The sequence below is a fragment of the Nocardia sp. GCM10030253 genome (genome assembly GCF_042675075.1).
Classification (GTDB): Bacteria; Actinomycetota; Actinomycetes; order Mycobacteriales; family Mycobacteriaceae; genus Nocardia.
Genome location: NZ_JBHTDL010000011.1, coordinates 159,831 through 180,247, shown reverse-complemented (window position 1 = coordinate 180,247; position 20,417 = coordinate 159,831). Strand labels below are relative to the sequence as shown.

16 protein-coding genes and 3 pseudogenes are annotated in these 20,417 nt (G+C 64.3%); 9 read left to right on the top strand and 10 right to left on the bottom strand.

Going from position 1 to position 20,417, the window contains the following annotated elements; genetic code table 11:
* The first annotated feature begins 3 nt into the window (after positions 1 to 3).
* A complete protein-coding gene (locus ACFQZZ_RS25305; RefSeq protein ID WP_378685621.1) occupies positions 4 to 1,581 on the top strand; it encodes a PfaD family polyunsaturated fatty acid/polyketide biosynthesis protein in 1,578 nt (525 codons plus the stop codon).
* A gap of 310 nt (positions 1,582 to 1,891) precedes the next feature.
* Positions 1,892 to 2,773 (top strand): serine/threonine-protein kinase, encoded by an 882-nt coding sequence (locus tag ACFQZZ_RS25300; RefSeq protein WP_378685619.1) that lies wholly within the window; start codon positions 1,892 to 1,894, stop codon positions 2,771 to 2,773.
* A 258-nt stretch (positions 2,774 to 3,031) separates the two neighbouring features.
* Here the strand turns inward: ACFQZZ_RS25300 and ACFQZZ_RS25295 are convergent, their stop codons facing one another.
* Positions 3,032 to 3,289, bottom strand: coding sequence for a DUF6086 family protein (locus ACFQZZ_RS25295; protein ID WP_378685616.1), 258 nt, complete (start codon positions 3,287 to 3,289; stop codon positions 3,032 to 3,034).
* A 14-nt stretch (positions 3,290 to 3,303) separates the two neighbouring features.
* On the opposite strand from ACFQZZ_RS25295, the pseudogene ACFQZZ_RS25290 reads away from it, so the two are divergent.
* Positions 3,304 to 3,594 (top strand): annotated as a pseudogene (locus ACFQZZ_RS25290) (transposase); the annotation flags it as partial.
* A gap of 2 nt (positions 3,595 to 3,596) precedes the next feature.
* On the opposite strand, the pseudogene ACFQZZ_RS25285 reads toward ACFQZZ_RS25290, so the two are convergent.
* A pseudogene (locus ACFQZZ_RS25285) lies at positions 3,597 to 4,232 on the bottom strand (IS701 family transposase); the annotation flags it as partial.
* Between the two features lie 131 nt (positions 4,233 to 4,363).
* Positions 4,364 to 5,182 carry an MBL fold metallo-hydrolase gene (locus ACFQZZ_RS25280; RefSeq protein ID WP_378685614.1) on the bottom strand — a complete coding sequence of 273 codons (819 nt, stop codon included), beginning with the start codon at positions 5,180 to 5,182 and terminating at the stop codon, positions 4,364 to 4,366.
* A gap of 108 nt (positions 5,183 to 5,290) precedes the next feature.
* Here ACFQZZ_RS25280 and ACFQZZ_RS25275 point away from each other — a divergent pair, with 108 nt between their 5' ends.
* The 4 genes and pseudogenes from ACFQZZ_RS25275 (at position 5,291) to ACFQZZ_RS25260 (ending at position 9,940) form a co-directional block, all read left to right on the top strand.
* Entirely contained in the window at positions 5,291 to 5,902 is a 612-nt protein-coding gene (locus ACFQZZ_RS25275) for a helix-turn-helix domain-containing protein (protein WP_378685611.1), read from the top strand.
* Positions 5,903 to 6,146: 244 nt separating this feature from the next.
* Positions 6,147 to 7,468, top strand: a pseudogene (locus ACFQZZ_RS25270) (IS701 family transposase).
* A gap of 134 nt (positions 7,469 to 7,602) precedes the next feature.
* Positions 7,603 to 8,703, top strand: coding sequence for a cytochrome P450 (locus ACFQZZ_RS25265; protein WP_378685608.1), 1,101 nt, complete (start codon positions 7,603 to 7,605; stop codon positions 8,701 to 8,703).
* Between the two features lie 10 nt (positions 8,704 to 8,713).
* Positions 8,714 to 9,940 (top strand): cytochrome P450, encoded by a 1,227-nt coding sequence (locus ACFQZZ_RS25260; RefSeq protein WP_378685605.1) that lies wholly within the window; start codon positions 8,714 to 8,716, stop codon positions 9,938 to 9,940.
* A 215-nt stretch (positions 9,941 to 10,155) separates the two neighbouring features.
* Here ACFQZZ_RS25260 and ACFQZZ_RS25255 read toward each other — a convergent pair whose 3' ends face one another.
* Positions 10,156 to 10,800 (bottom strand): dihydrofolate reductase family protein, encoded by a 645-nt coding sequence (locus ACFQZZ_RS25255; RefSeq protein ID WP_378685602.1) that lies wholly within the window; start codon positions 10,798 to 10,800, stop codon positions 10,156 to 10,158.
* A gap of 56 nt (positions 10,801 to 10,856) precedes the next feature.
* Here ACFQZZ_RS25255 and ACFQZZ_RS25250 point away from each other — a divergent pair, with 56 nt between their 5' ends.
* Positions 10,857 to 11,180, top strand: a complete 324-nt coding sequence (locus ACFQZZ_RS25250; protein ID WP_378685600.1) for a winged helix-turn-helix transcriptional regulator — start codon at positions 10,857 to 10,859, stop codon at positions 11,178 to 11,180.
* Positions 11,181 to 11,331: 151 nt separating this feature from the next.
* Here the strand turns inward: ACFQZZ_RS25250 and ACFQZZ_RS25245 are convergent, their stop codons facing one another.
* The 3 genes from ACFQZZ_RS25245 to ACFQZZ_RS25235 all read right to left on the bottom strand — a co-directional run bounded on the left by ACFQZZ_RS25245 (position 11,332) and on the right by ACFQZZ_RS25235 (position 14,765).
* Positions 11,332 to 12,414, bottom strand: a complete 1,083-nt coding sequence (locus ACFQZZ_RS25245) for a tyrosine-type recombinase/integrase (RefSeq protein WP_378685597.1) — start codon at positions 12,412 to 12,414, stop codon at positions 11,332 to 11,334.
* A complete protein-coding gene (locus tag ACFQZZ_RS25240; protein ID WP_378685595.1) occupies positions 12,411 to 12,878 on the bottom strand; it encodes a hypothetical protein in 468 nt (155 codons plus the stop codon). Before ACFQZZ_RS25240 ends, ACFQZZ_RS25245 begins: the two co-directional genes overlap by 4 nt.
* Positions 12,879 to 14,156: 1,278 nt before the next feature.
* Positions 14,157 to 14,765, bottom strand: coding sequence for a TetR/AcrR family transcriptional regulator (locus ACFQZZ_RS25235; RefSeq protein WP_378685592.1), 609 nt, complete (start codon positions 14,763 to 14,765; stop codon positions 14,157 to 14,159).
* A gap of 106 nt (positions 14,766 to 14,871) precedes the next feature.
* On the opposite strand from ACFQZZ_RS25235, the gene ACFQZZ_RS25230 reads away from it, so the two are divergent.
* Positions 14,872 to 16,455, top strand: coding sequence for an MFS transporter (locus ACFQZZ_RS25230; RefSeq protein ID WP_378685589.1), 1,584 nt, complete (start codon positions 14,872 to 14,874; stop codon positions 16,453 to 16,455).
* A 36-nt stretch (positions 16,456 to 16,491) separates the two neighbouring features.
* Here the strand turns inward: ACFQZZ_RS25230 and ACFQZZ_RS25225 are convergent, their stop codons facing one another.
* Genes ACFQZZ_RS25225 through ACFQZZ_RS25215 form a run of 3 tightly spaced genes read right to left on the bottom strand, consistent with a single transcriptional unit; the run spans position 16,492 to position 20,301 of the window.
* Complete coding sequence (locus ACFQZZ_RS25225; RefSeq protein WP_378685586.1) at positions 16,492 to 17,109, bottom strand: DUF305 domain-containing protein; 618 nt, start codon at positions 17,107 to 17,109, stop codon at positions 16,492 to 16,494.
* The gene (locus ACFQZZ_RS25220; protein WP_378685583.1) at positions 17,106 to 18,665 is read right to left on the bottom strand and encodes an LVIVD repeat-containing protein; all 1,560 of its coding nucleotides are present in this window, start codon (positions 18,663 to 18,665) and stop codon (positions 17,106 to 17,108) included. The genes ACFQZZ_RS25225 and ACFQZZ_RS25220 overlap by 4 nt, the downstream gene beginning before the upstream one ends.
* A 43-nt stretch (positions 18,666 to 18,708) precedes the next feature.
* Positions 18,709 to 20,301: a GMC oxidoreductase gene (locus tag ACFQZZ_RS25215; protein WP_378685580.1), complete on the bottom strand. Its 1,593-nt coding sequence runs from the start codon at positions 20,299 to 20,301 to the stop codon at positions 18,709 to 18,711.
* Between the last annotated feature and the right edge of the window lie 116 nt (positions 20,302 to 20,417).

Below are 20,417 nucleotides of genomic sequence, written 5' to 3'. Positions count from 1 at the left end.
TTGATGACGACACAGCTGCCCGCGTGGGGGCTGTCCCACGATGCCGAAGGCATCTACCAGGTCCTCGCCGACATCGAGCGACCCTGCTTCGTCGGCGCCGGCCCCGAGGGGATCGGTGTGGCGAGCACACCTCCGCCAGCGGGTGACTCCCACCAACTGCTGGCGGCGGCCGGTCCGCTCCCACCAGCCCGGCTCGGCTCGTCGGCATTCCTGAAACACCACGGCGTGCGCTTTCCGTACATGGCCGGTGCCATGGCCGGCGGCATCGCCTCCGAGGAGCTGGTCATCGCATTGGCTACCGAGGGTTACCTGGCGTCCTTCGGTGCGGCTGGTCTGCTGCCCGACCGCATCGAGTCCGCGCTGCAGCGATTTCAGCGCGAGATCCCAGGGCTGCCGTATGCCTGCAACCTGATCCACAGCCCTTCCGAGGAGGTCCTCGAACGGGGCGCCGTCGAGCTGTACCTGCGCTACGGCGTGCGGTGCGTGGAGGCCTCGGCGTACATGGATCTCACGGCGCACCTCGTCCGTTACCGGGTTGCCGGGCTCGCACGTGACCGCCAGGGCGGCGTTGTCGCCCAGCATCGTGTGATCGCCAAGCTCTCTCGCACCGAGGTGGCCGAGCGGTTCATGCGGCCCGCCCCTGCGACCATCGTCAACGACCTCGTACGGCGCGGCCTGGTGACCGCTGAGCAGGCCGAGCTCGCCCGGCAGGTGCCGATGGCCGATGACATCACCGTCGAAGCAGACTCCGGCGGGCATACCGACCGCCGGCCTTTGTCGGTGCTGTTGCCCTCGATCCTGTTGTTGCGCGATCGGATTGTGCGCGAGCAGGGATATGCGACGCCCATACGTATCGGTGCCGCAGGAGGAATCGGGACTCCGCATGCGGCCGCCGCCGCCTTCGCGGCCGGCGCTGCGTACGTCGTCACCGGGTCGGTAAATCAGTCCTGCCTCGAGGCCGGGGCGTCCCCCGCAACCAAGAAAATGCTGGCCACCGCGACCATGGCCGACTGCGCTATGGCGCCGGCCGCCGATATGTTCGAACTCGGCGTCGAGTTGCAGGTGCTGCGCAAGGGCACGCTGTTCCCAATGCGGGCCAAGCAGCTTTACGAGCTGTACCGCGCCTACGACGGCATCGATGCGCTACCTACGGCCGAGCGTCATAAGCTGGAAACCCAAGTCTTCCGCCGGCCGCTAGAGGAGGTGTGGCAGGAGACCGCGGCCTACTTCGAGCAGCGCGACCCGGCCCAACTCGACCGCGCCCGCAACAACGAAAAGCGCCGCATGGCATTGATTTTCCGCTGGTACCTCGGCCTGTCCTCCCGCTGGTCCAATGTCGGACAGGCTGACAGGGTTACCGACTACCAGATCTGGTGTGGCCCAGCGATGGGAGGCTTCAACGACTGGGTGCACGGTAGCTACCTGGAAGCGCCGGAGAATCGCCGGGTGGTAGAGGTGGCACACCACCTCATGTATGGCGCGGCATTCCTGTCCCGGGTGGCACAGCTGCGATACAGCGGGGTCGGGTTGCCGGCCCGCTGCCTGGATTACCGGCCAGAGCCGCTGCGGACCGGGCGGTGACATGAATGATCAGATCGCGAACAATGATTTCGCCCTCCTCGGCCGCACGATGGGCGACTGACGGCAGCTGATGCTAGTCCCGCCAGCAGATGCTCCGCCCCCGCTGGGAGTTTGTGTCGCGTTAAGTGAGCTATACGTCGGACTTCGGGTGCGCAGACGCGAGGTGATGCATCCACTCCCTGAGCCCAAGATCGTCTGCGAGGCGAGTGTCAATGCTCGAAATCATCTGCACAAGTGGGCAAACCCCGGCATGCAGCGGACGCCTGCGAACTATGGTGAGGCAGTGATGCTCGAGCCAGGTGACCAGTTTGTGGGGTTAGTTGTGAAGGCCCGGCTGGGGCATGGCGGCAGCAGCGAGGTGTATCTGGCCGAGGATCCGGAACGGTCGCGGCTTGTGTCACTGAAGATTCTGGGGCCGGACGACAGCCGGTCACCCGAGGCGCGTGCGCGATTTGTGCACGAGTTCGACATCCTGTCCGCGCTGCGGCACCCCAACATCGTGCGGATGTACACGCACGGTGAAACCGACGGCAGGCTGTGGTCGGCACGCGAGTACGTGGCAGGCGCGACAGGGTTGAGGTTGGTGCGGATGCCGCGCCAAAACCCGGATCTGCGGCGTGTGCTTTCTGTGCTGACCCATGTCGCGGCAGGATTGGATTTCGCACACACCAACGGTGTGGTCCATCTCGACGTGAAACCGGCGAACGTGTTGGTCGGCGCGGACGAGCCTGCGACGGTGAAAATCTCGGACTTCGATCAGGCCCGGTGGCTGCACCGGCCCGAACCGCCGCTGGCCACAAACGGTTTCGTTGTCGTGTCGGTACCGTATGCCGCGCCGGAACTGCTGCAGGCGGGTACGGTGTCTCCGGCGACGGACCAGTACGCGCTGGCCTGCTCGGCCATCGAGCTGCTCACCGGCCGCACACCGTTCCCCCGCGCGAACCTCATGGCCACCGCCGAGGCCCAACTGCACGACCCACCCCCCGAGATCTCCGAGCGCCAACACTGGATCCCGTCCGAGGTCGACGCGATCCTGCACCGGTCGCTCGCAAAAGACCCCAGTGCCCGCTACGACTCGTGCACCGAACCCATCCGCCTGCTCGCCGAGGCACTCCACGACATCGTTCCCCGTCCCTTCGCCCCCTTACTGCACCGTCTGAAAGTGGCATTCACCCGACATGTAAGTCCATGACCGTGGAGCTGCGGTCGATGACGAGTTGTTGCAATTCATTGTCGGCCGCTTTGATTTTGCGGTCGATCATCTCGACATTAGCGAGCCACACCGAACACGACGGCGGGCAGGCGATTAGGGGAGCGTCTCACCGGGCACCTGGACTTGGCCGAGCACCGGTCCTACCGCCAATCTTGGTAGCCGATGATCGCGCGTTCGTTCTCGTCAACGTGCCATGGAGCGGGCCAGCTGACGAGCGTGCTCACGGACAGCGAAACTCTAACCAACCTCGCTGCCGAAGCTGGACAGTGGACTCGAGACAACCTGCACGTCATGCACACCATCCACCCCACGGCCGACCTGAGCTTCCCAAGGCACCTCGATGCCAGCCCGCTCGGCTATGACCAACATCGTGGCGATGAAACCATCGGACAACGCCTGGAGGACAGCGTGACTCGTACGTCCGCGCCAGGCCAGCACAGTCGCGATAAACCCCTCCAGCACACCAGGAGTGATCTCGCACGCGTCGGCTTCCATCGGGCCGGCCCGGTCGCGGCTGGTTCCCGAAGCGTCGACCGGCCCGGCTGCGGGCGACCTACCACCGCACTCAGGGCGTGCGGCACATGTTCGGCGCGCTGGAATTGGCCACCGGCCAGCTCTACTACCGCATCCGTGACCGGAAACGATGGACCGAGTTCCTGGCTTTCCTCAGGTCCCTGCGAGCCCGCTGGCCGGAAGGAAAGCTGTACCTGATCCTGGACAACTATTCGGTCAACAAGCGCCACGAAGTGCGGGAATGGTGCGCCAGGAACGGCGTGGAACTGGTGTTCCTGCCGACCTAGGCCTCGAGCCATTCCCGCAGGGCCCGGACCTGCCCGTTGGCTTCGTCGGCGGTGAACCACGCGAACGGCACCCCGGCCGCGATCACCCGTGTCAGCATGGCGATCACCTGCTGCGGTTTCGTCGCGAACCCGACATCGTCGCCGATCCCGGCGGCTCGGCACCGGTCCCGATCGGCGGTCCACGACTCGGGGACATACAGTTCCCGGTCGATCAGGTCATGCCCGTGCACGGAGGCATACGCCAGAAACACCCCGATCTGGCAGTTCTCGATCCTGCCCGCCGTGCCCGAGTATTGGCGTTGCACGCCAGCGGATTTCACACCCTTCTTCAGGAAACCCGTGTCGTCGGCGACGACGACTGCGGCCGGGTCGCCGAGATGCTCGACCCGGAGCCTCGCACGTCCTCACGGACCCCGTCTACGTCCCAGTCGGCCTTGCGCAGCAGCCGCTGCATCCGTCCGGACTCACCTCACCAGCACGCTCGGCCTGCGTCCACCCGTTCTTACGCTCCAGCCCGGACAGCAGGCCCTCCACGTACTCCCGTGCCCGTGCCCGTGCCGCGGTTCGGACCGGGTGAACCGGCCACCGACCCGGGCAATCAACGAATCCAACTCGGCCACAATGCGATCCAACACCACAAGTCAGATCTACGAGCACGGACTCAGCCGAGCGCCGTTGCAGCACTAACCCCCAACCTTGATCAACTTCTACGCGCCCGGGAAGCGCCCTGGCCGGCATCGCGAGCGCGGCCCGGAGCCGACAGGCTCGATCAGCCGATCGGTGGTGCGAGGTATTCCAGCGCATAACCATCGCCGGAGGGGGTTACGCGGGCGATACCGGGTGAGTCGAGGTGGGCGCCGGCTACGAAGCGGTGTGGTTGGGTCAGTTGTTCGAGGAGGGCCGCTCGCGCGGCGCGGGCCTGGGACTGGTTGCCGTCGAGCTCCCAGGACACGTTCGGCCGATCGAATTGGAGCGTGGGAACGTGAACGGTGTCGCCCCAGGCGAGAAGGTGGCCGGTGCCGCTCCTGACGTCGTAGACGGTGTGACCGGGTGTGTGGCCCGGTGTCGGGATCGCGGTGACCCAGTCATTGATCGCGACCTTCTCCGACACGGGTACGACCCGGTCGCGGATCGGCTCGAGCCGCCCCGTGAACACCGAGGTGTCGCCCGCGCCGATCCACACGCGCTCGAGTTTGGTGAACGCTTCTGAACCGTCCGGCGCGATCAGGCCGCTCACGTGGTCTTCATGCCTGTGGGTGATGGCCACATCGGTGACATGCGCGCGGTCGATTCCCGCTTCGTCGAGCGCATCGTAGATCAATCCCATGGTGGGGTCGTGCCAGACGTTGGACGCGCCGGTGTCGATGAGAACCGACCGCGTGCCGTCGGTGACGAAGAAGGCGTTGACCGACAGCCGCAAGTTGTCGCCGGCCAGCGGCACAGCGGCCGGCAGCTCATCGAGCGTGCACCCATCCTCGTCGCGGAGCCGTGTCGGCGGCATGTCGATGTACCCGTCTCGCAACGAGATCACCTGCAGATCGCCGAATTCGAACGTGGCATGGTGCTGGCCACTCGAGATCAAACGCATGGAACCTCCGTCGTGTCGGGCGCATATCGCGTGTCTCTGATAGAAGACTATATCTTCTTTAGGAGAACTCTACACTGTGGGCAGCAAGGTACCCATCGATCGAGGAGCATGGTGGTCGAGCAAGACGGAAACGCGGTCGAACCACAGCACCGTGACGATCTGGCCGGCGCGTTCGGCGCTAACGTGCGGCGACGCCGCGAGGAGGCGGGCCTGACGCTGGAGCAGCTGTCCACGCAGTCGTCGGTCAGCCGGGCGATGCTGTCCAAGGTCGAACGCGGTGAGAAGAGCCCGACGATCGGCGTCGCGTCCAGGATCGCCCACGCGCTCGACGCGTCGCTCTCGGACCTGATTGGTGGGGCAGCTGCTGCCGCGTCTGGTGTGGCCGTTGTCATGCGCAAGAACGATCGCCCCGTTTTCCGCGACCCGGAAACTGGCTTCGAACGGCACATGGTGTCGGCGGCCCCGGGCGCGGGAGGCGGCGAGATGGTCGCCCACTACCTCCCCGCACAGGTCTCTACCGGGCTGCTGCCCGCGTATCCGCCGGGTACGGAGAAACAACTCGTGGTGCTCGAAGGCACCCTCACCGTCGCGATCGGCGGGATCAGCGAGACCCTGAACACAGGCGACTCTCTGTTCTTCCAGGCCGACGCGGACCACGGCTTCGCCAACCGAACGAACGCTCCCTGCGAATACATCATGGTCATCTCGCGCAGAACCTGATCGGCCGCAGCCATCGCCCAAGGAGCACGACGGAGAACGCAAGATCGTCCAAGGAGAAGCGACCCGGTTACGCCTATGGTGCAGCCATGTTGCTCGAAACAAGAACGCGGTCATCTACGGAGTAGCCGGTTCGGCCGAGTCTGCTGTCGCTCGTGCGTTCGCACGCGAAGGCGCCAAGGTCTATCTCACGGCCCGTGATGCCCCGAGATGGACGGGTTGCCGTTTCCTGATTGTTCTTGTGCCGATCGATGAGGATCTCTCGGTGTGGGTTGCCGGGTTGGATGATCTGTTTGCGCGGGTGGCGGGCCGGTTCTGTCGCGCGGAGCCGCGGCGGCGGGCGCGGGCGTATGTGCGGGGGTTGCTGGCGCCGTTGGCCGGGAAGAACGGGTGGACCTTGGCGGAAGCGGCTGGTGATCGCAGCCCGGATGGGATGCAGCGGTTGCTGCATGCGGCAGCCTGGGACGCCGACGGCGTGCGTGATGACGTGCGCGCCTACGCTGTCGAACACCTCGGCGAGCCGGACGGCGTCTTGGTGGTCGATGAAACCGGATTCCTCAAGAAGGGCGTGAAATCCGCTGGGGTGCAACGACAATACTCGGGCACGGCGGGCCGGATCGAGAACTGTCAGCTGGGCGTCTTCTGTGCTTACACCACCGGCAAAGGGCGCACACTGATTGATCGGGAACTGTATCTGCCCAAGTGGTGGACCGACGACCGGGATCGGTGCCGGGCCGCGAGCGTGCCCGATGAGGTCGAGTTCGCGACCAAGACAACGTTGGCGAAGAAGATGCTCGCCCGCGCCCTGGACGCGGGGGTGCCCGCACGGTGGGTCACCGCCGACGAGGCATACGGTGGGGACTCGAAGTTCCGATCATGGCTCGAGGACCGCCGCGTCGGCTACGTGGTGGCGGTGCCGTGCAGCCAGGGCATACCCTTCACCACCGGTAGCTCACGCGCGGATCACCTTGTCGCACGAGCACCTTCACGAGCTTGGAAGCGCCGCAGCTGCGGCGCGGGCGCGAAGGGCCCACGGTTGTTCGACTGGGCGGTGGCCTCCCTGCCGACCTACCCCGACACCACTGCCGCGGGCTGGGACCGATGGTTGCTGGCACGTCGCGCGTTGACTCCGAATCCCAAGGGCGAGCTCGAAATCGCCTACTACCTGTGCTGCGCGCCAATCGGCACCAGCGACGACGAACTCATCCGCGTCGCCGGTGCCCGCTGGGCCGTCGAGGACTGCTTCCAGACTGCTAAGACCGAAATCGGCCTCGACCAATACCAGGTCCGCCACTACGACGCCTGGTACCGCCACATCACCCTCGCGATGCTCGCCCACACCTACCTCGCTGTCACAGCGGCCATATCCCCAAAAGCGTTGGCAGCGGCCTCATTCCACTCACTATCGGCGAAATCAAACGTCTCCTGGCACACCTGATCACCACTGCCCCCGACCCGGAACAGATCTGGCGGTGGTCAATCTGGCGACGGCGTCACCAATACCGCGCCCGACGGGCCCACTACCAGCGCCGACAGAAGCTACATCACGAAGTGCAGCTGGAGTACTAGGCGCGACAAGCCGCGACATCCCTGATATCCGTCAACCTGCGCTTCCTCGTGTCGGCAGGTATCATCGAGCGCCGTGCTCGAAATATGCTCTGGCCCAACCTGTTAGACACACATCGAGCTACAGGGGAGGAAACGTGACAGTCGCGACCGCGATCTGCTCGTCCGATTCCACGATGCGCGGCGCGGTCACCACGCGTTTCCGGTTGCCGACATCAGGCAGCAACAGACTCGCGGTTCGGGCCACTGCCGCCGCCGCAGCACGTGCACCCGTGCCGGGCATCCCAGCCACCCTGGTGATCGGATATCACACCGCCCTGAGGATTCTCAACGATCCGGATCATTTCCCCGCCGATCCGCGCGGCTGGCAGAAGAATGTGCCCGCCGAGTGCCCGATTCTGCCGATGCTGGGATGGCGGCCGAACGCGCTGCGCAACGCTGGCCTCGACCATCAGCGCTACCGGCAGGCGAACACGGCGGGCATCGCCGAGGAAGCCCTCAATACGATCCTCGGCTGCACACCAGGGATCGGGCGCAAGGTCGCCACCGGCATGGCCGCGATCTTCGAGGGCATCAACGCGGCCGAGGGCAATGCGATGCTCACCGAAGGCCTGCTGGAATTGGTCAGGCTCGAGCGAGATGAACCCGGTGCCGACCTCGCCACGCGGCTGATCGAGGATCCAGCCGCGCTCGATGACGAGGAAATGATCCACCAACTGGTCACCCTGTACGGCGCGGGCATCGAGCCACAGCTGAATTTGATCGTCAACACGCTGCTGCTGATGATGACCGACGACCGGTTCGCGGACAGTGTGCACGGTGGCACGCGGTCCACTCGTGACGCCCTCGGCGAGGTCCTGTTCACCGACCCGCCGCTGGCGAACTACTGCGTGTCCTACCCGCGCCAGCCGATTCTGATCGATGGAGTGTGGCTGCCAGCCAACCAGCCCGTCGTTATCAGCATGGCCGGCTGCAACAACGGCCCCGCAATCGGCAGTGGTGAATACACCGATAATCGCTCACATCTGGCGTGGGGTCTCGGGCCGCACGCCTGCCCTGCGAAGTCCGTCGCGTACCTGATCGTGCAGGAAGCCATCGACCAACTGCTCGACGCGCTGCCTGAACTGCAACTGGCTGCCGCCGTCGAAGACCTGGTGTGGCGACCGGGACCCTTCCATCGGGCACTGGCATCGCTGCCCGTCTTCTTCCCCGCATCACCACCGTTGCCAGTGTTCTAAGGAGATAACGATGGACCAACAATTGATCGTCCTCAACCCGACAGGGACTGACATCCAAAGGGAGTCCGCGGACCTTCGAGCGCTTGGACCTGCCGTCTTGGTTGAGCTGCCCGGCGGTGTCAAAGCGTGGTCGGTTACTGATCCCGAGTTACTCATGCGCCTGCTCGTTGACAAGAGAGTGTCCAAGGACGCCAGACAGCATTGGCCTGCGCTCATCAATGGTGAAGTGCCGGAGGATTGGTCGCTTCTTCTGTGGGTGGTGGTGAACAACATGTTCACCGCGTACGGCCCCGACCATAAGCGATTGCGCAAACTGGTCGCACCCGCGTTCACCGATCGCCGCACCAAAGCGATGCGCCCGCTCATCGACCGCATAACCGCGAACCTGCTGGACAAACTCGAACAGACCCCCGCAGGTGAGGCAGTCGATCTGCGTGAGAGTTTCGCCTACCCGTTGCCGATCCAGGTCATCAGCGAGCTGATGGGAGTTCCGGAGTCGCTCAACGACGGTCTGCGCGCGTGTGTCGACGGAATCTTCGACACCTCCCTCGGCCCGGAGGAGTCGCACGCCAATTACATGGAGATGTACCGGATTCTCAGCGAGCTGGTCGAGTTCCGTCGCAGCGAACCCGGCGACGATATGACGAGCCTGTTGATCTCGCACGTGGACGAGGAGGACGGCTCGCGGCTCACCGAGCAGGAACTCATCGACACGCTGCTCCTGGTCATCAGCGCTGGTCACGAGACGACGGTCAATCTGCTCGACCAGGCCATCTTCGCGCTGCTGACCAACCCCGAGCAGCTCGCCGCGGTAGTAGGGGGCCGGGCGGCTTGGTCGGACGTCGTCGAGGAATCATTGCGGTTCCAGGCGCCGGTAGCGCACCTGCCGCTGCGATACGCCGTGGACGACATCGACATCGACGACGTCCATATCTCCAAGGGTGATGCGATCCTTGCCTCCTACGCCGGAGCAAACCGTCACCCGAAGTTGCACGGTGACACCGCGGACACCTTTGACATCACCCGAGCCTCCAAGGAGCACTTGTCTTTCGGCTACGGTGCCCACCACTGCTTGGGTGCCCCTCTTGCCCGGCTGGAAGCCACCGTCGCGCTACCCGCCATCTTCGAGCGTTTCCCGAACATGCGTTTGGCCGCGGATCCGGCGGAATTGGGCACGGTGAACAGCTTCATCTCGAACGGACACGGAACACTGCCAGTGTTCCTGACGGGCGCATAGCCGACATCACGCAGTCATCGAATGAGACCTGCGCAGGGAGTTTTGCGCAGGTGTCTCATCGCGTCGCAGGTATGAGGCGCGAAAGCCCAAGCCTGCAAACGCCTTCCGCATTCCGATTACGACTCCTCGATCACCGTCGAAGCAGTCCACGACCGTTTCTGCCACTAACCTGACGTAGGTTTTCGATCCCCGCACGCGAAGGCGCCCGCCCCCGATCACCGTCGCCAGAAGAAGTGATGCACCACCCCGCTCGGGCTCGGGATCTGCTCCAGATGAAAACGGTCGACGAGTTCCTCGGGACTCGCCCACAACCTTTCGCCGCGACCGAGTTCGACCGGCGCAACGGCAATATGCATCGTGTCGATCAGATCGGCGTCGAGGAACTGCCGAACCGCGGCGACACCGCCGCCGATTCGCACGTCCTTGCCCTCGGCGGCATCGAATGCCTGCGCCAGTGCGTCCTTCGGAGCCGCATCGAGGAAATGGAACGTGGTGTCCGCGAGCGTGAACGAGGGCCGCAGGTGGTGGGTGAGGACGAACACCGGCGTGTGGAACGGGGGTTCGTCCCCCCACCATCCTTGCCAGTCGTGGTTCTCCCATGGCCCGCGCTGTGGACCGAACTTGTTGCGCCCCATGATCTCGGCGCCGATGTTGTTGGCGAAGTCGCGAGTCATGTAGTCGTCGAGGCCATAGGTTCCCCCGGGTTCGGTCCGGTTGGGCCAGTGCGCGGTGGCACCCGCCCAGGACATGAAGTCGCCCGGATCGGCGTGGCCGAAGGGGCGCTCGAGGCTTTGCCCCTCCCCGGCACCGTATCCATCGCGGGAAACGGCGAAGTTGTGAACGCGGACCAACGGTGTCATCGGAACCCTTCTGGTTGCAATGTGCAATCGGTTAATAACCTACCTAGACTGATCCCATGGCGCAACCAGTTGCTCATGACAAGCTACCGGTGCCCCCAGGCAAGTCGGGCTGCCCGATCAACATGACGATCGAGCTACTCGGAGACCGATGGAGCCTGATCGTCCTGCGCGACATCATGTTCGGCGGCAACACCCACTTTCGCGAACTGCTCGCCGCCTCCATCGAGGGCATCGCGTCGAACATCCTGGCCAACCGCCTCGCGAAACTGGTCGCCGCGGGCTTACTCACCCGAGACAACGACCCGAGCCACCGCCAAGGTCGAATACCATCTGACCGAGGCGCTCTGCGTCAGCCATCCGGCAGGAATCGACACACGTGAACTTGCCAGATAGTTGACGCACTCCTGGTCAGGGCTGGCTCTGAACCTCCTACGTCACCTCAAATGACACAAACCGACAGTGACGTCAAATTTCACCCGTTAGGACACTCGGTTCGCAGCGAACTCGCTGCATCTGAGTGTTCATAACGTGTCAGGATACCGGTGGATCCTGCCGGTTGCGCCAGTCGTTGGGCGATAGGGGATGCCGATTACTGTCGGTCAGCAGTGGATGTGGCTCGCCTGTCAGTGCGACCAGTGCTTCCACGATATCGAGTAGACCTGCGCGTACGTAGGTGAAAGTAGTTGGACTGCTGGCACCTTGGGCATCGTTGTGGCCCGCGAACGCGCGGGCAACGGCGATGCCAAAGAGTCTCTCGACAAAGGTCAGGGTTGTGTGCCGGATCCAGTGCGGACTGATTCCGAGAGTCGCGGCCCAGGGGAGATAAGTCTTGAACCTGTCGAATAGGTGGTCGATGCGTCGGCGCCCGATTGGCTTTCCGCTGCGGTATCGCAGAACCTGGCGTGTCGTAGCAGGGCCACCGCGCACCGCGACGTGTTCGATCAGTTTGTGCATCAGGGGAGGTGATATCGGTTGCCACCGGATGGTGCCTCCTTTCTCACGCAGGCGCATGAGGCAGTCCTCGACATCGAGGTCGTCGATCGTTAGGTGAAGGAGAGTTCTTTTGCGACACGCGGTTTCAATCAGTATCCGGACGATCAGTGCGTCGAGTGGTCTGTCGTTGCCGGTGCTCGAGGCGATATAGCCGAGGGCGTGAACTTGCTGGAGAGTGAGTGCGTGCCGAGTGCTCGATAATTGTCGTGGTCGCGGGACCTTCACGGACGGGTTTTCGAGCGGATGGATGAGCCGATCTTGCTCTGCGTGGCGATAGAGCTTGCGGATCGCCGACACCATCTGTGCTGCGGCTGCCCGGCCGCCGCGGGAGTTGGATCGCGGCGCTGCAGCCGCTCGTGCCTGGTACTCGGTGACGAGTTGCTGGATCTCGGTGTAGGTCGGCTCTGTGATGAGCCGCTCGGCCCACACCTCCTCCACTGCCTTCCAGTAGGTTCGGTAGTTGTCCAGGGTCGTCTGTGGCACTGCCGCCGCTACGCGCTTGATGTACGCGCGGAAGGTTGGAACTTCTACAACCTCAGGAGACTTGACCGCCAGATCGTCGATGGTGAGCCCTAGTCGGGAGATGAGGTGCAACGCGGCACTGATGTCGTCGTTGCTCATGTGCTTCGCCATGGCCCAGGCCGAAACTCAGCGAGCGCGATCGCAACCAGAGTGGTCGGGTAGACGACTAGTTGGCGATAACTGAGGGAGGCAACGATGAGCACCCTGCTGCAGGGTTCTATGTTGCAGTCGTGGCGGATCGCAGCCGGCAGGTAAAGGTAGCCATTGGAGCCGATGCGCCATCGACCGTTATCGGCGGTGTGCACCACTGCACTTTGTTCGTGTGGAGTGATCGAGATGGATTGCCCCGGTTGCCATTCCAGTTTTCTAATCGTGGACCGGTCGCTCAAGCGTCCGTGCTGATCGACCGTCGCTGTTGACCAATGGGCAACGCCTATCGCAGTTTCCCTTGCCGCCTCCGGGTAATCGAAACGAATTATCGGCGATGGCTGGCGGTGTGCGTGGCTGACGTAGATGTTCTCGAACCCGATCGCTGTTTCGTTGTCGAGGTCGCTCGTGGCCAACGTGGTAGCGGGTGATTCGGTTCGCGACTGGCGCGCGGCGTCGGGCCGAGGTGGCTGGCGTGGCGCCGAACTACGCTGTCGCCGGCCGACCGTTTCTGTAGGGGGCGTCCCTGTTGTGTCGACAGATGCTGCCTTGCTGCGAAGGTTCGGCTCGCAGCAATGAGGCGCGTCGGTGGCTCTTTTCGTCACTGGTCAGAGCCCTCGCAATAGTGGGGGCGGATCGACGGATGCTCACTCGCGTCCGGCGGGAGGCAATGTCCAGTACGCCAGGGATTCTGGCGGCGGGAGAATGAAAGCACGGGTCACCTCGATTCGTGACCTGCCTGCTGATCTCCCTGCCTTCCGATGGTACAGGCCAGCGACTCAGGCCACATGGGCGACGGCAGTGCTCGGCAGCAGTTGGGCGGAATTACCCCGATTCTCGGAATTTCACACGCTTTCACGTTGCGACAGCCCCGATGGAGATCGCATAGTACGAACAACAACCTCTGTCGGCCAAAGGTTTTCGGCCGCGCAAGCCACGAATGCTCGGCGGCTGAGATGGCCTGTTGTCGCCGATTGTGGTCGAGCTACGCACTGGGCATTCGAATCGCCGATTGACACCTGATGAGTCGGATTCATCGCTCCGGCATCACATGCGTTATTCGATCACTCGGCAACTGAACCCGGAGACATACCTTCACTTTCTCGACAGCACCGGAGACGGCGGGCCTCTACGGGACCGACCTGACGACGGGGCGGCGCTCCGGCTGCACGCCTCGTGGGTGCCGAAGCAACGAGTTCCGGGTCCTGGCTCCCGCTGTCGGTTGTGACGTCGGCCTCGGCAGGGCGACGCGATCGCACCAAGCAGCGCTGTGCTCGGCGTGGGTGGTCAAGTCCGGAGGGGGACACCCGCGCTAACCACACGCATTGACCTGGGGAAACGTTGAACGACAGCGGTCACATGTCCGGAACTGGCATCAGGTGGGGCGTGTTCGATCGGATGGAACTGCGGCGGCATTCCCTTGAGTGCTTCCGCGTGCGGCTTGGTCGCGGCCGGCTTACCGCACGAGTAGAAATCGTGGATCGTCGGTCAGTCGAGGCTGGGAGACTTGAAGTCGGACCAGGGTGGTTTGGCCTAGAACTGCAGATCAAGTAGTTCGCAAGGTAGATACGAGTTAACTGAGGCGTCGTGGTTTAAGCGGCGGTCGCTGAGCCGTCTACACAAGTTGGAGAAATGCCGATTGTGGGCAACGAATTGGCATTCAGCACCAGTATCACCCGGTGAGAGAGTTGATCTCAGGGCACCGAAGGAGCCATGGCGCGTGCCGCGAGGAAGTCGTCGACGATGCGGGCGCAGTCCTGCGGGGTTGATGGGCGCAAGCCGATGAGCTTGCTGAAAACGAGCGGACCGACCAATTGCGACAGCACGAAGAAGGTATCGAATTCGCCCAGCTGCCGGTGGGCCTCCGGGGTGTTGAGCACTTGGTCGAACGGCACCCGATATTGATCGATGATGCGCTGGCTGAGCGAGGTTACGGCCGGGTTGCCGGTGGTGCGGTCGGAGCCGGTTGCCAACCAGGCCAAAGTCGATACCTGCAATGGTGTGTCTCGTATTGCGTCGGCTTGGCGTTGCAGCAAGCTGATCAGACGCTCGCGCAGCGGACCTTCAGGTGGTGTCTCCAATACTGGCGGCAGCATACGTTCGATGGTGGCGGCGCGTAATTGCATGACGTTGTCGAAATGCCGGTACAGAGTGGTCTTCGCGACCTTCGACGATTTGGTCACTCGCTCGATGGTCACCGCTTCCAAGCCGCCATCCTGCAACAGAACAGCGGCCGCATCGAGTAGACGGGCCCGCGAGCGCACCTTGCGTGGGTCGACCTCGGCATCGTCGATTCCGCTCATATCACCAGTATTCCTCCACGAGGTGGGTCAACCCACCGGCCTATCCGGTCCCGTCAAAGTATGCTACAAGTAGTAGCGTAGCAATACTAAGAGTATCGGAGATGTGATGGCTGCCCCTCGACGTGGCCGATTGTCCGCTGCCCAGCGCTGGCTGCTGGTCGTGTCCTGTCTCGGGGTAATTCTCGTTACCGCCTCGATGGCGGCGCTGTACACGGCGCTGCCGGAAATCGCAGCCGCCACCGGCGCGAGTCAAGCCGAAATCACTTGGATCGTCGACGGATACACCCTGGCGCTGGCTTGCCTCGTACTACCTGCGGGCGCGCTGGGCGACAGGTACGGCCGGCGGGTGGTCCTTATTGTGGGACTCGTTGTCTTCTCGCTCGCCTCGGCGGCGCCGCTGATTCTGGACACCCCGAGCTGGCTGATCGCGGCGCGAGTTCTCGCGGGTGTCGGGGCAGCGCTGGTGATGCCGTCGACGCTGTCGCTGCTGACGGCTGGATTTCCGGAAGAGCGTCGCAGTAGCGCGGTCGGATTGTGGGCCGGTGTCGCGGGTGCGGGCGCGATCATCGGTATCCTCGGTTCCGGCCTGCTGATCGAAAGTTGGTCCTGGGTTTCGATTTTCGTCGGTATGGCCGTTATGGGCGCAGTGTTGTCGGTGGCTGCCTGCACCGTGCCCGAATCTGTGGATGCCTCGCGACCTGCGATGGACCCGCTCGGTGCAGTCACCAGCGCCCTGGCGATCGGCGCGATCGTGGTCGCGGCGATCGAAGTGCCCGCTCGTGGCTGGCTCGATCCGCAGGTGATCGCGGTGATCGTGATCGGGCTGACCTTGGCTCTCGCGTTTATCGTCATCGAGAGGCGGGTGACGCATCCGCTGATCGACATTCGGCTCTTCACCGACCGTGGTTTCGGCAGCGGCACTGCGATCGTGACGGTGCAGTTCCTCGTCACTTTCGGTCTGTTCCTGCTGATCGTGCAGTATTTGCAGCTGATCTTGGGGTACCGGCCGCTGATCTCGGCGCTGGCGCTCGCCCCGATGGGGCTTCCGATGATAGCGGTCTCCGCGATCGCACCTCGGTTGGCGGAGCGGGTGGGTCTTCGTGTACCCACCTTCGTCGGATTGCTGGCGATCGGGGGCGGGCTGCTGATGATCGCTCGTACCGACGTCCATACCGGCTACGTGGAATTACTCGTCCCGTTGCTGATGATGAGCACCGGAATCGGATTGTGTACCGCCCCCGCGACAGCCGCGATCATCGCCGGCACACCGGTGGAAAAACACGGCGTCGCCGCGGCGGTCAACGACGCTGCCCGCGAGGTCGGCGCCGCGATCGGTATCGCGATCGCAGGCAGCGTGCTCGCCGCTGGATACAGCGAGCGCATCACCCCGGTGCTGCCTCAACTTCCCGAGGTTGCACGCGAACCGGTCGGCGATTCGCTCGCGGCCGCGCTCCAAGTGGCGGAGCGCGCGGGCCCGCAGGCGCAACCGCTCGCCGAGTTCGCGAAGTCCGCATTCATCAACGGCTTGCAGCAGTCCGCGACTGCGCTGGGGCTCCTGACCATCGGAGCGGCGGTTCTCATTGCCGCGTGGGCGCCGGGCCGACGCCGTGCGACCCCGCCCGACTTCGCAGAACGTGCCGATCCGAAGTTGGCTACGAGCGAGCCGGAGCAAGCAGTCACCCCCGACTGACCGGCTAGGCGTCGGTGCTTGCGGACGGATTGGCGGTCAAGAGGGCGGAGCCTCGAGGAGAATGCTCATCAGTCCGGATTCCTGGCTCTGGGTGGCGATTATTTCGCGTGCCAGGTATTTGACCGGCCCTGGCTCCAATAGCGAGTCTGCGACTCGGGCCATGGCGACCGCACCCTGATGGTGGCGTTGCATCAGACGGAGGAACAACTGCTCTGCTTGCCCGCCGCGGGCGGTGGCTAGAGCATCGAGTTCCGAGCGAGTCACGGTGCCCGGCATGGGATCTGGCGCGGCGGGGGAGGCAGCGTGATGGGAAGGCGCCATCCATCGCATCGGGTGCGGGTTGGTCGCGGTGACGGAGGCAAGTTGCAGCCATCCGAGCATGGTGCCGATTTCGGTGCGCTGGCTGCGGTCGATCTGTACTGCGAGCTGGGTGATGCTGGGCTGAACGCCGGGATCCAGACTCGCGACCATGAGGAGCGCCTGCTGATGATGGGCGACCATATCTTGCACGAACTCGATTTCGGTGCTGGTAAGGACCTCGGTTCTGGTCTGTACATCGGTAACGATCAGCGGACGGACAGCCGCACCGAGCACCAGCAGCAGCATGCCGAGGGCGGCGAGCGAACCGGCCAGGATCAGGTTGCGGCGGTTCACGATCCGATGGTCGTTTCTTGATCCGGCGGGGGAGTGTAGACGCTGGAATCGAGTCGCAGCGTTTGAAAGGTGTTGTCCGAGCAGGCTACCCAGAGTTGGTCGCCATGCCAGCTGGGCGGGGAGAAACACAGATCCGCCGACATGTCACCTGGCACCCGGTCGCTGCGCGGACCGAGCGCCGTCGCCGGGTCGAAGACGCCGGCGTTGAGCGCTTGGATGATGGAGCCGGAACTGAGTACCGGAACACCGGCGACCGAGAACAGGGCTTGCGGTGAATTCGCTCCTGGCGGCCGGCCGGTCCGGGCGGGCGGGTTGTAATAGGCGATTTCGCGCACGGAGTGCGGGTCGCGCACGTCGAAAACTCGGATACCGGAGGCCAGCCAGGCGCAAGCCAGTGCGGTCGGATTCTTCGGACGGTCGGCCGCGCAGTAGTGCGGGTCGTAGGAGAAGATCGATCCGCCCATGCTGGAGGCAAGTGCCGCATCCTGATTGGCGGCCAGGTTGATCTCCAGTTTGATCGATCCGGCCAGGCGCGGGCGGGCCGCATCGGCCACATCGATGATCTTGACGCCGCCCGAACCTGCCTCGTCCACCGCGAAGAGGTAAGGGTTGCCGTCGTAGACAACCGGTACCGCGTGCTGGGTGGCCCAGCCATCGGTCCACTTCGTCTGCGACAGGATCGGCAGGCGTGGGTCAGGGTCACGACGCTGCACGGCGCTGCTGTCGAGCACCGTCAAGCCGCCGGTGTTATCGGCCAGGAACACCTGGTTGCCGTCCGCGCTCACCCCCATGCCGTGGATGGAGATGCCCGGCATGCCCTGCCAGAGGACGCGTGGACTCGCCGGGTCGGCGAGGTCGACCGCACTTACGATGCCGGGCACGGTGCCCGACGACCAGTAGGTCATCCCGTCGGGGGAGAACCCGCCCTCGTGTGCCGTAATGTTAAGCGGCAGTGCAATATTCGAGCCGACACCGGGGTTGAGCAGCCGAGGGTGTGCGCAGTCGGAAATGTCGTAGATCGAGAGCATACCGGCGCCGGCGAGCACCGGGGCACCTGCGCCCACAAGCAGTTTGCGCCGGGTGTTCACCTTCAATGTTTCCCAGGTGCCCGCCAGCATGGCGGGCTCGGTCAGCGTCGTCGACCGCACCGGATTCGCGGGCTCGGAGACGTCGAGCACCTGTACACCCGGACTCGGCCCGTTCAGGCTGCCCGGAAAGAAACTGCCGATGTACGCGCAGTGGTCGAACGCCGCTGAGACGAGTCCACCACCCGCACCCTCGAAACCGCCGATTCGGGTGATATTGCAGCGATAACCCTGGGTGCTGCGGCCGCTGGCGCGGTCGGCGGCGGGCACATCACCCTGCAGGCCGGTTTCCGGTGCCGAACCCGGACCGCACTGCGCCGCTGCCGCCGCGTCGGCGGCTATCGAATCGAACTGCTGGATCGAGGTATTGGGCGGTTGCGCGGCTACTACGCCGCCGGGAAGCAGGATGACCGCCGCCAGCACGGCGCCAGCCCTAGCCCGCGTCCGGTTCCCCGCTGGATTCGACTTCATTGCCGATGAACCTCCGACTTTCTCGATCGTTGCTCTCACCGCATCAGATCAGCGAACCGATATCCCGGGCGACGATCTCGTCGAGTGCGCGTTCGGCGACGGCGGCGATGGTCATCGAGGGGTTGCAGGCGGCGGTATTGCCCGGCATCAACGCACCGTCGAGCACATAGAGCCCGCGCTGACCATGGACGCGCCCTTCAAGATCGCAGACCGCACCCATGCTCGCCCCGCCCAGCGGGTGCCAGGTGGACGGGAACAGGGCGTTGGTGTCGATCAGCATGCCGTCGGGTCCGGCGATCTTTTGCACGGCCGGGCCGATGTGATTGTTCTGGATGCGGCTGTCGCCGTCGGCGGGCCAGCGCAGAATCGCGTCGTCGCGCCCGGAATCGTAGGCGTAGGCGCCGCGGCTCTCACTGACGCCGTAACCGACCATCATCGTGCTGCGCGGGTCGAGGGACAGCGGCGGGATCGAAGCCTGGATCACGGTGTGGGCGGTATTCGGATCGTCCCAGTTCAGACTCCCGAAGACCACTGGGCCGCCCTGGGGCGCCCCGAACTCCGCGGACGGATCGGTCCAGACGTAGATCCGATCGGCGTTGGTGCCCCAGTTCTGGCCGAGGGCATCGGGCAGGTCGGGAATCAGGCCCTTACCGCTCGCCCGCATCAGCAATCGGGTGGTGTTCACACTGCCCGCCGCCATGATCAGCGCGCGGGTCGTGAGGACCTTGTGCTCGACGACGGCGCCGGTGGTGTCCAGTCGTTGCACGTGGACTTTCCAGCGCCCGTCGCCTGCACGCTCGACATCGGTCACCTCATGCAGAATTTCGACCCGCGCCAAACCGGTGGCCTCCGCGGCGGCGATATAGGTGACGTCGACCGAGTGCTTGCCCCCGTTGTTGACACCCATGGCCCCGTCACCATTGGTGTAGGACGGCTTCATCTCCCCGCGCAGCTCGGCCAGCGCGAAATCCCAGTCGATGGGCATCGGAATCTTCGACAGTGGCATACCCGCTTTGCGCACGCGTTCTGCGAACACCCTTGCGGCCCGGTAGTTTTCGGAAGCGATCAGCTCGTCGGGCGCCTCGGCCAGGCCGAGCATCTTCGCGACCCTCGGGTAGTGCGTCCGGTTCATCAGCGCCCAGTCCAGCTCCTGCGGGAAATGGGCGTTGAACACCGCCTCGGTGGGCTGCAGCGACATCCCTTGGTAGACAAGGGAACCACCACCGACCCCGGCGGCGCACAGGACGGTCATGTTCTCGCCGCTCACCGCCTCCACCAGGCCGGTGTAAGGGGCGAGTATCAGCGGTCGCCCGAAGACATTGGGGCTGGAGCGATACCACAGGAACCGCTTGTCCGGCGCCAGAGCGCGGGGGAACGTTTCCGAGTTCGGCCCGGTGGGCCAGCGCAGTCCACGCTCGAGCACGGTCACGGGCACGCCCGCCTGTGCCAGGCGCAGAGCGCTGACGCCGCCGCCGAAGCCGGAGCCGATGATCACTACGCGATGGTCCTCGTAGGTCAGCGGAATGTTGTTGACCTGGGCGGCGGCGTGGGGCACACCGGCCGTGCCGGCAGCCAGGGCGGCGGCCCCAGTGGCGGCGATGCCGGTCAGTAGTGACCGGCGCGAAATCGCTGTCATAACAGAACTTTCGGTCGAAGTCATCGGTCGGAACGCAGGTCTGATCCGCGATCGATCCGGATCAGGGCACGGCAAGGCAAGAGCCGTCACAGCGGCTCGGAAGGAGGTGCTGGTCA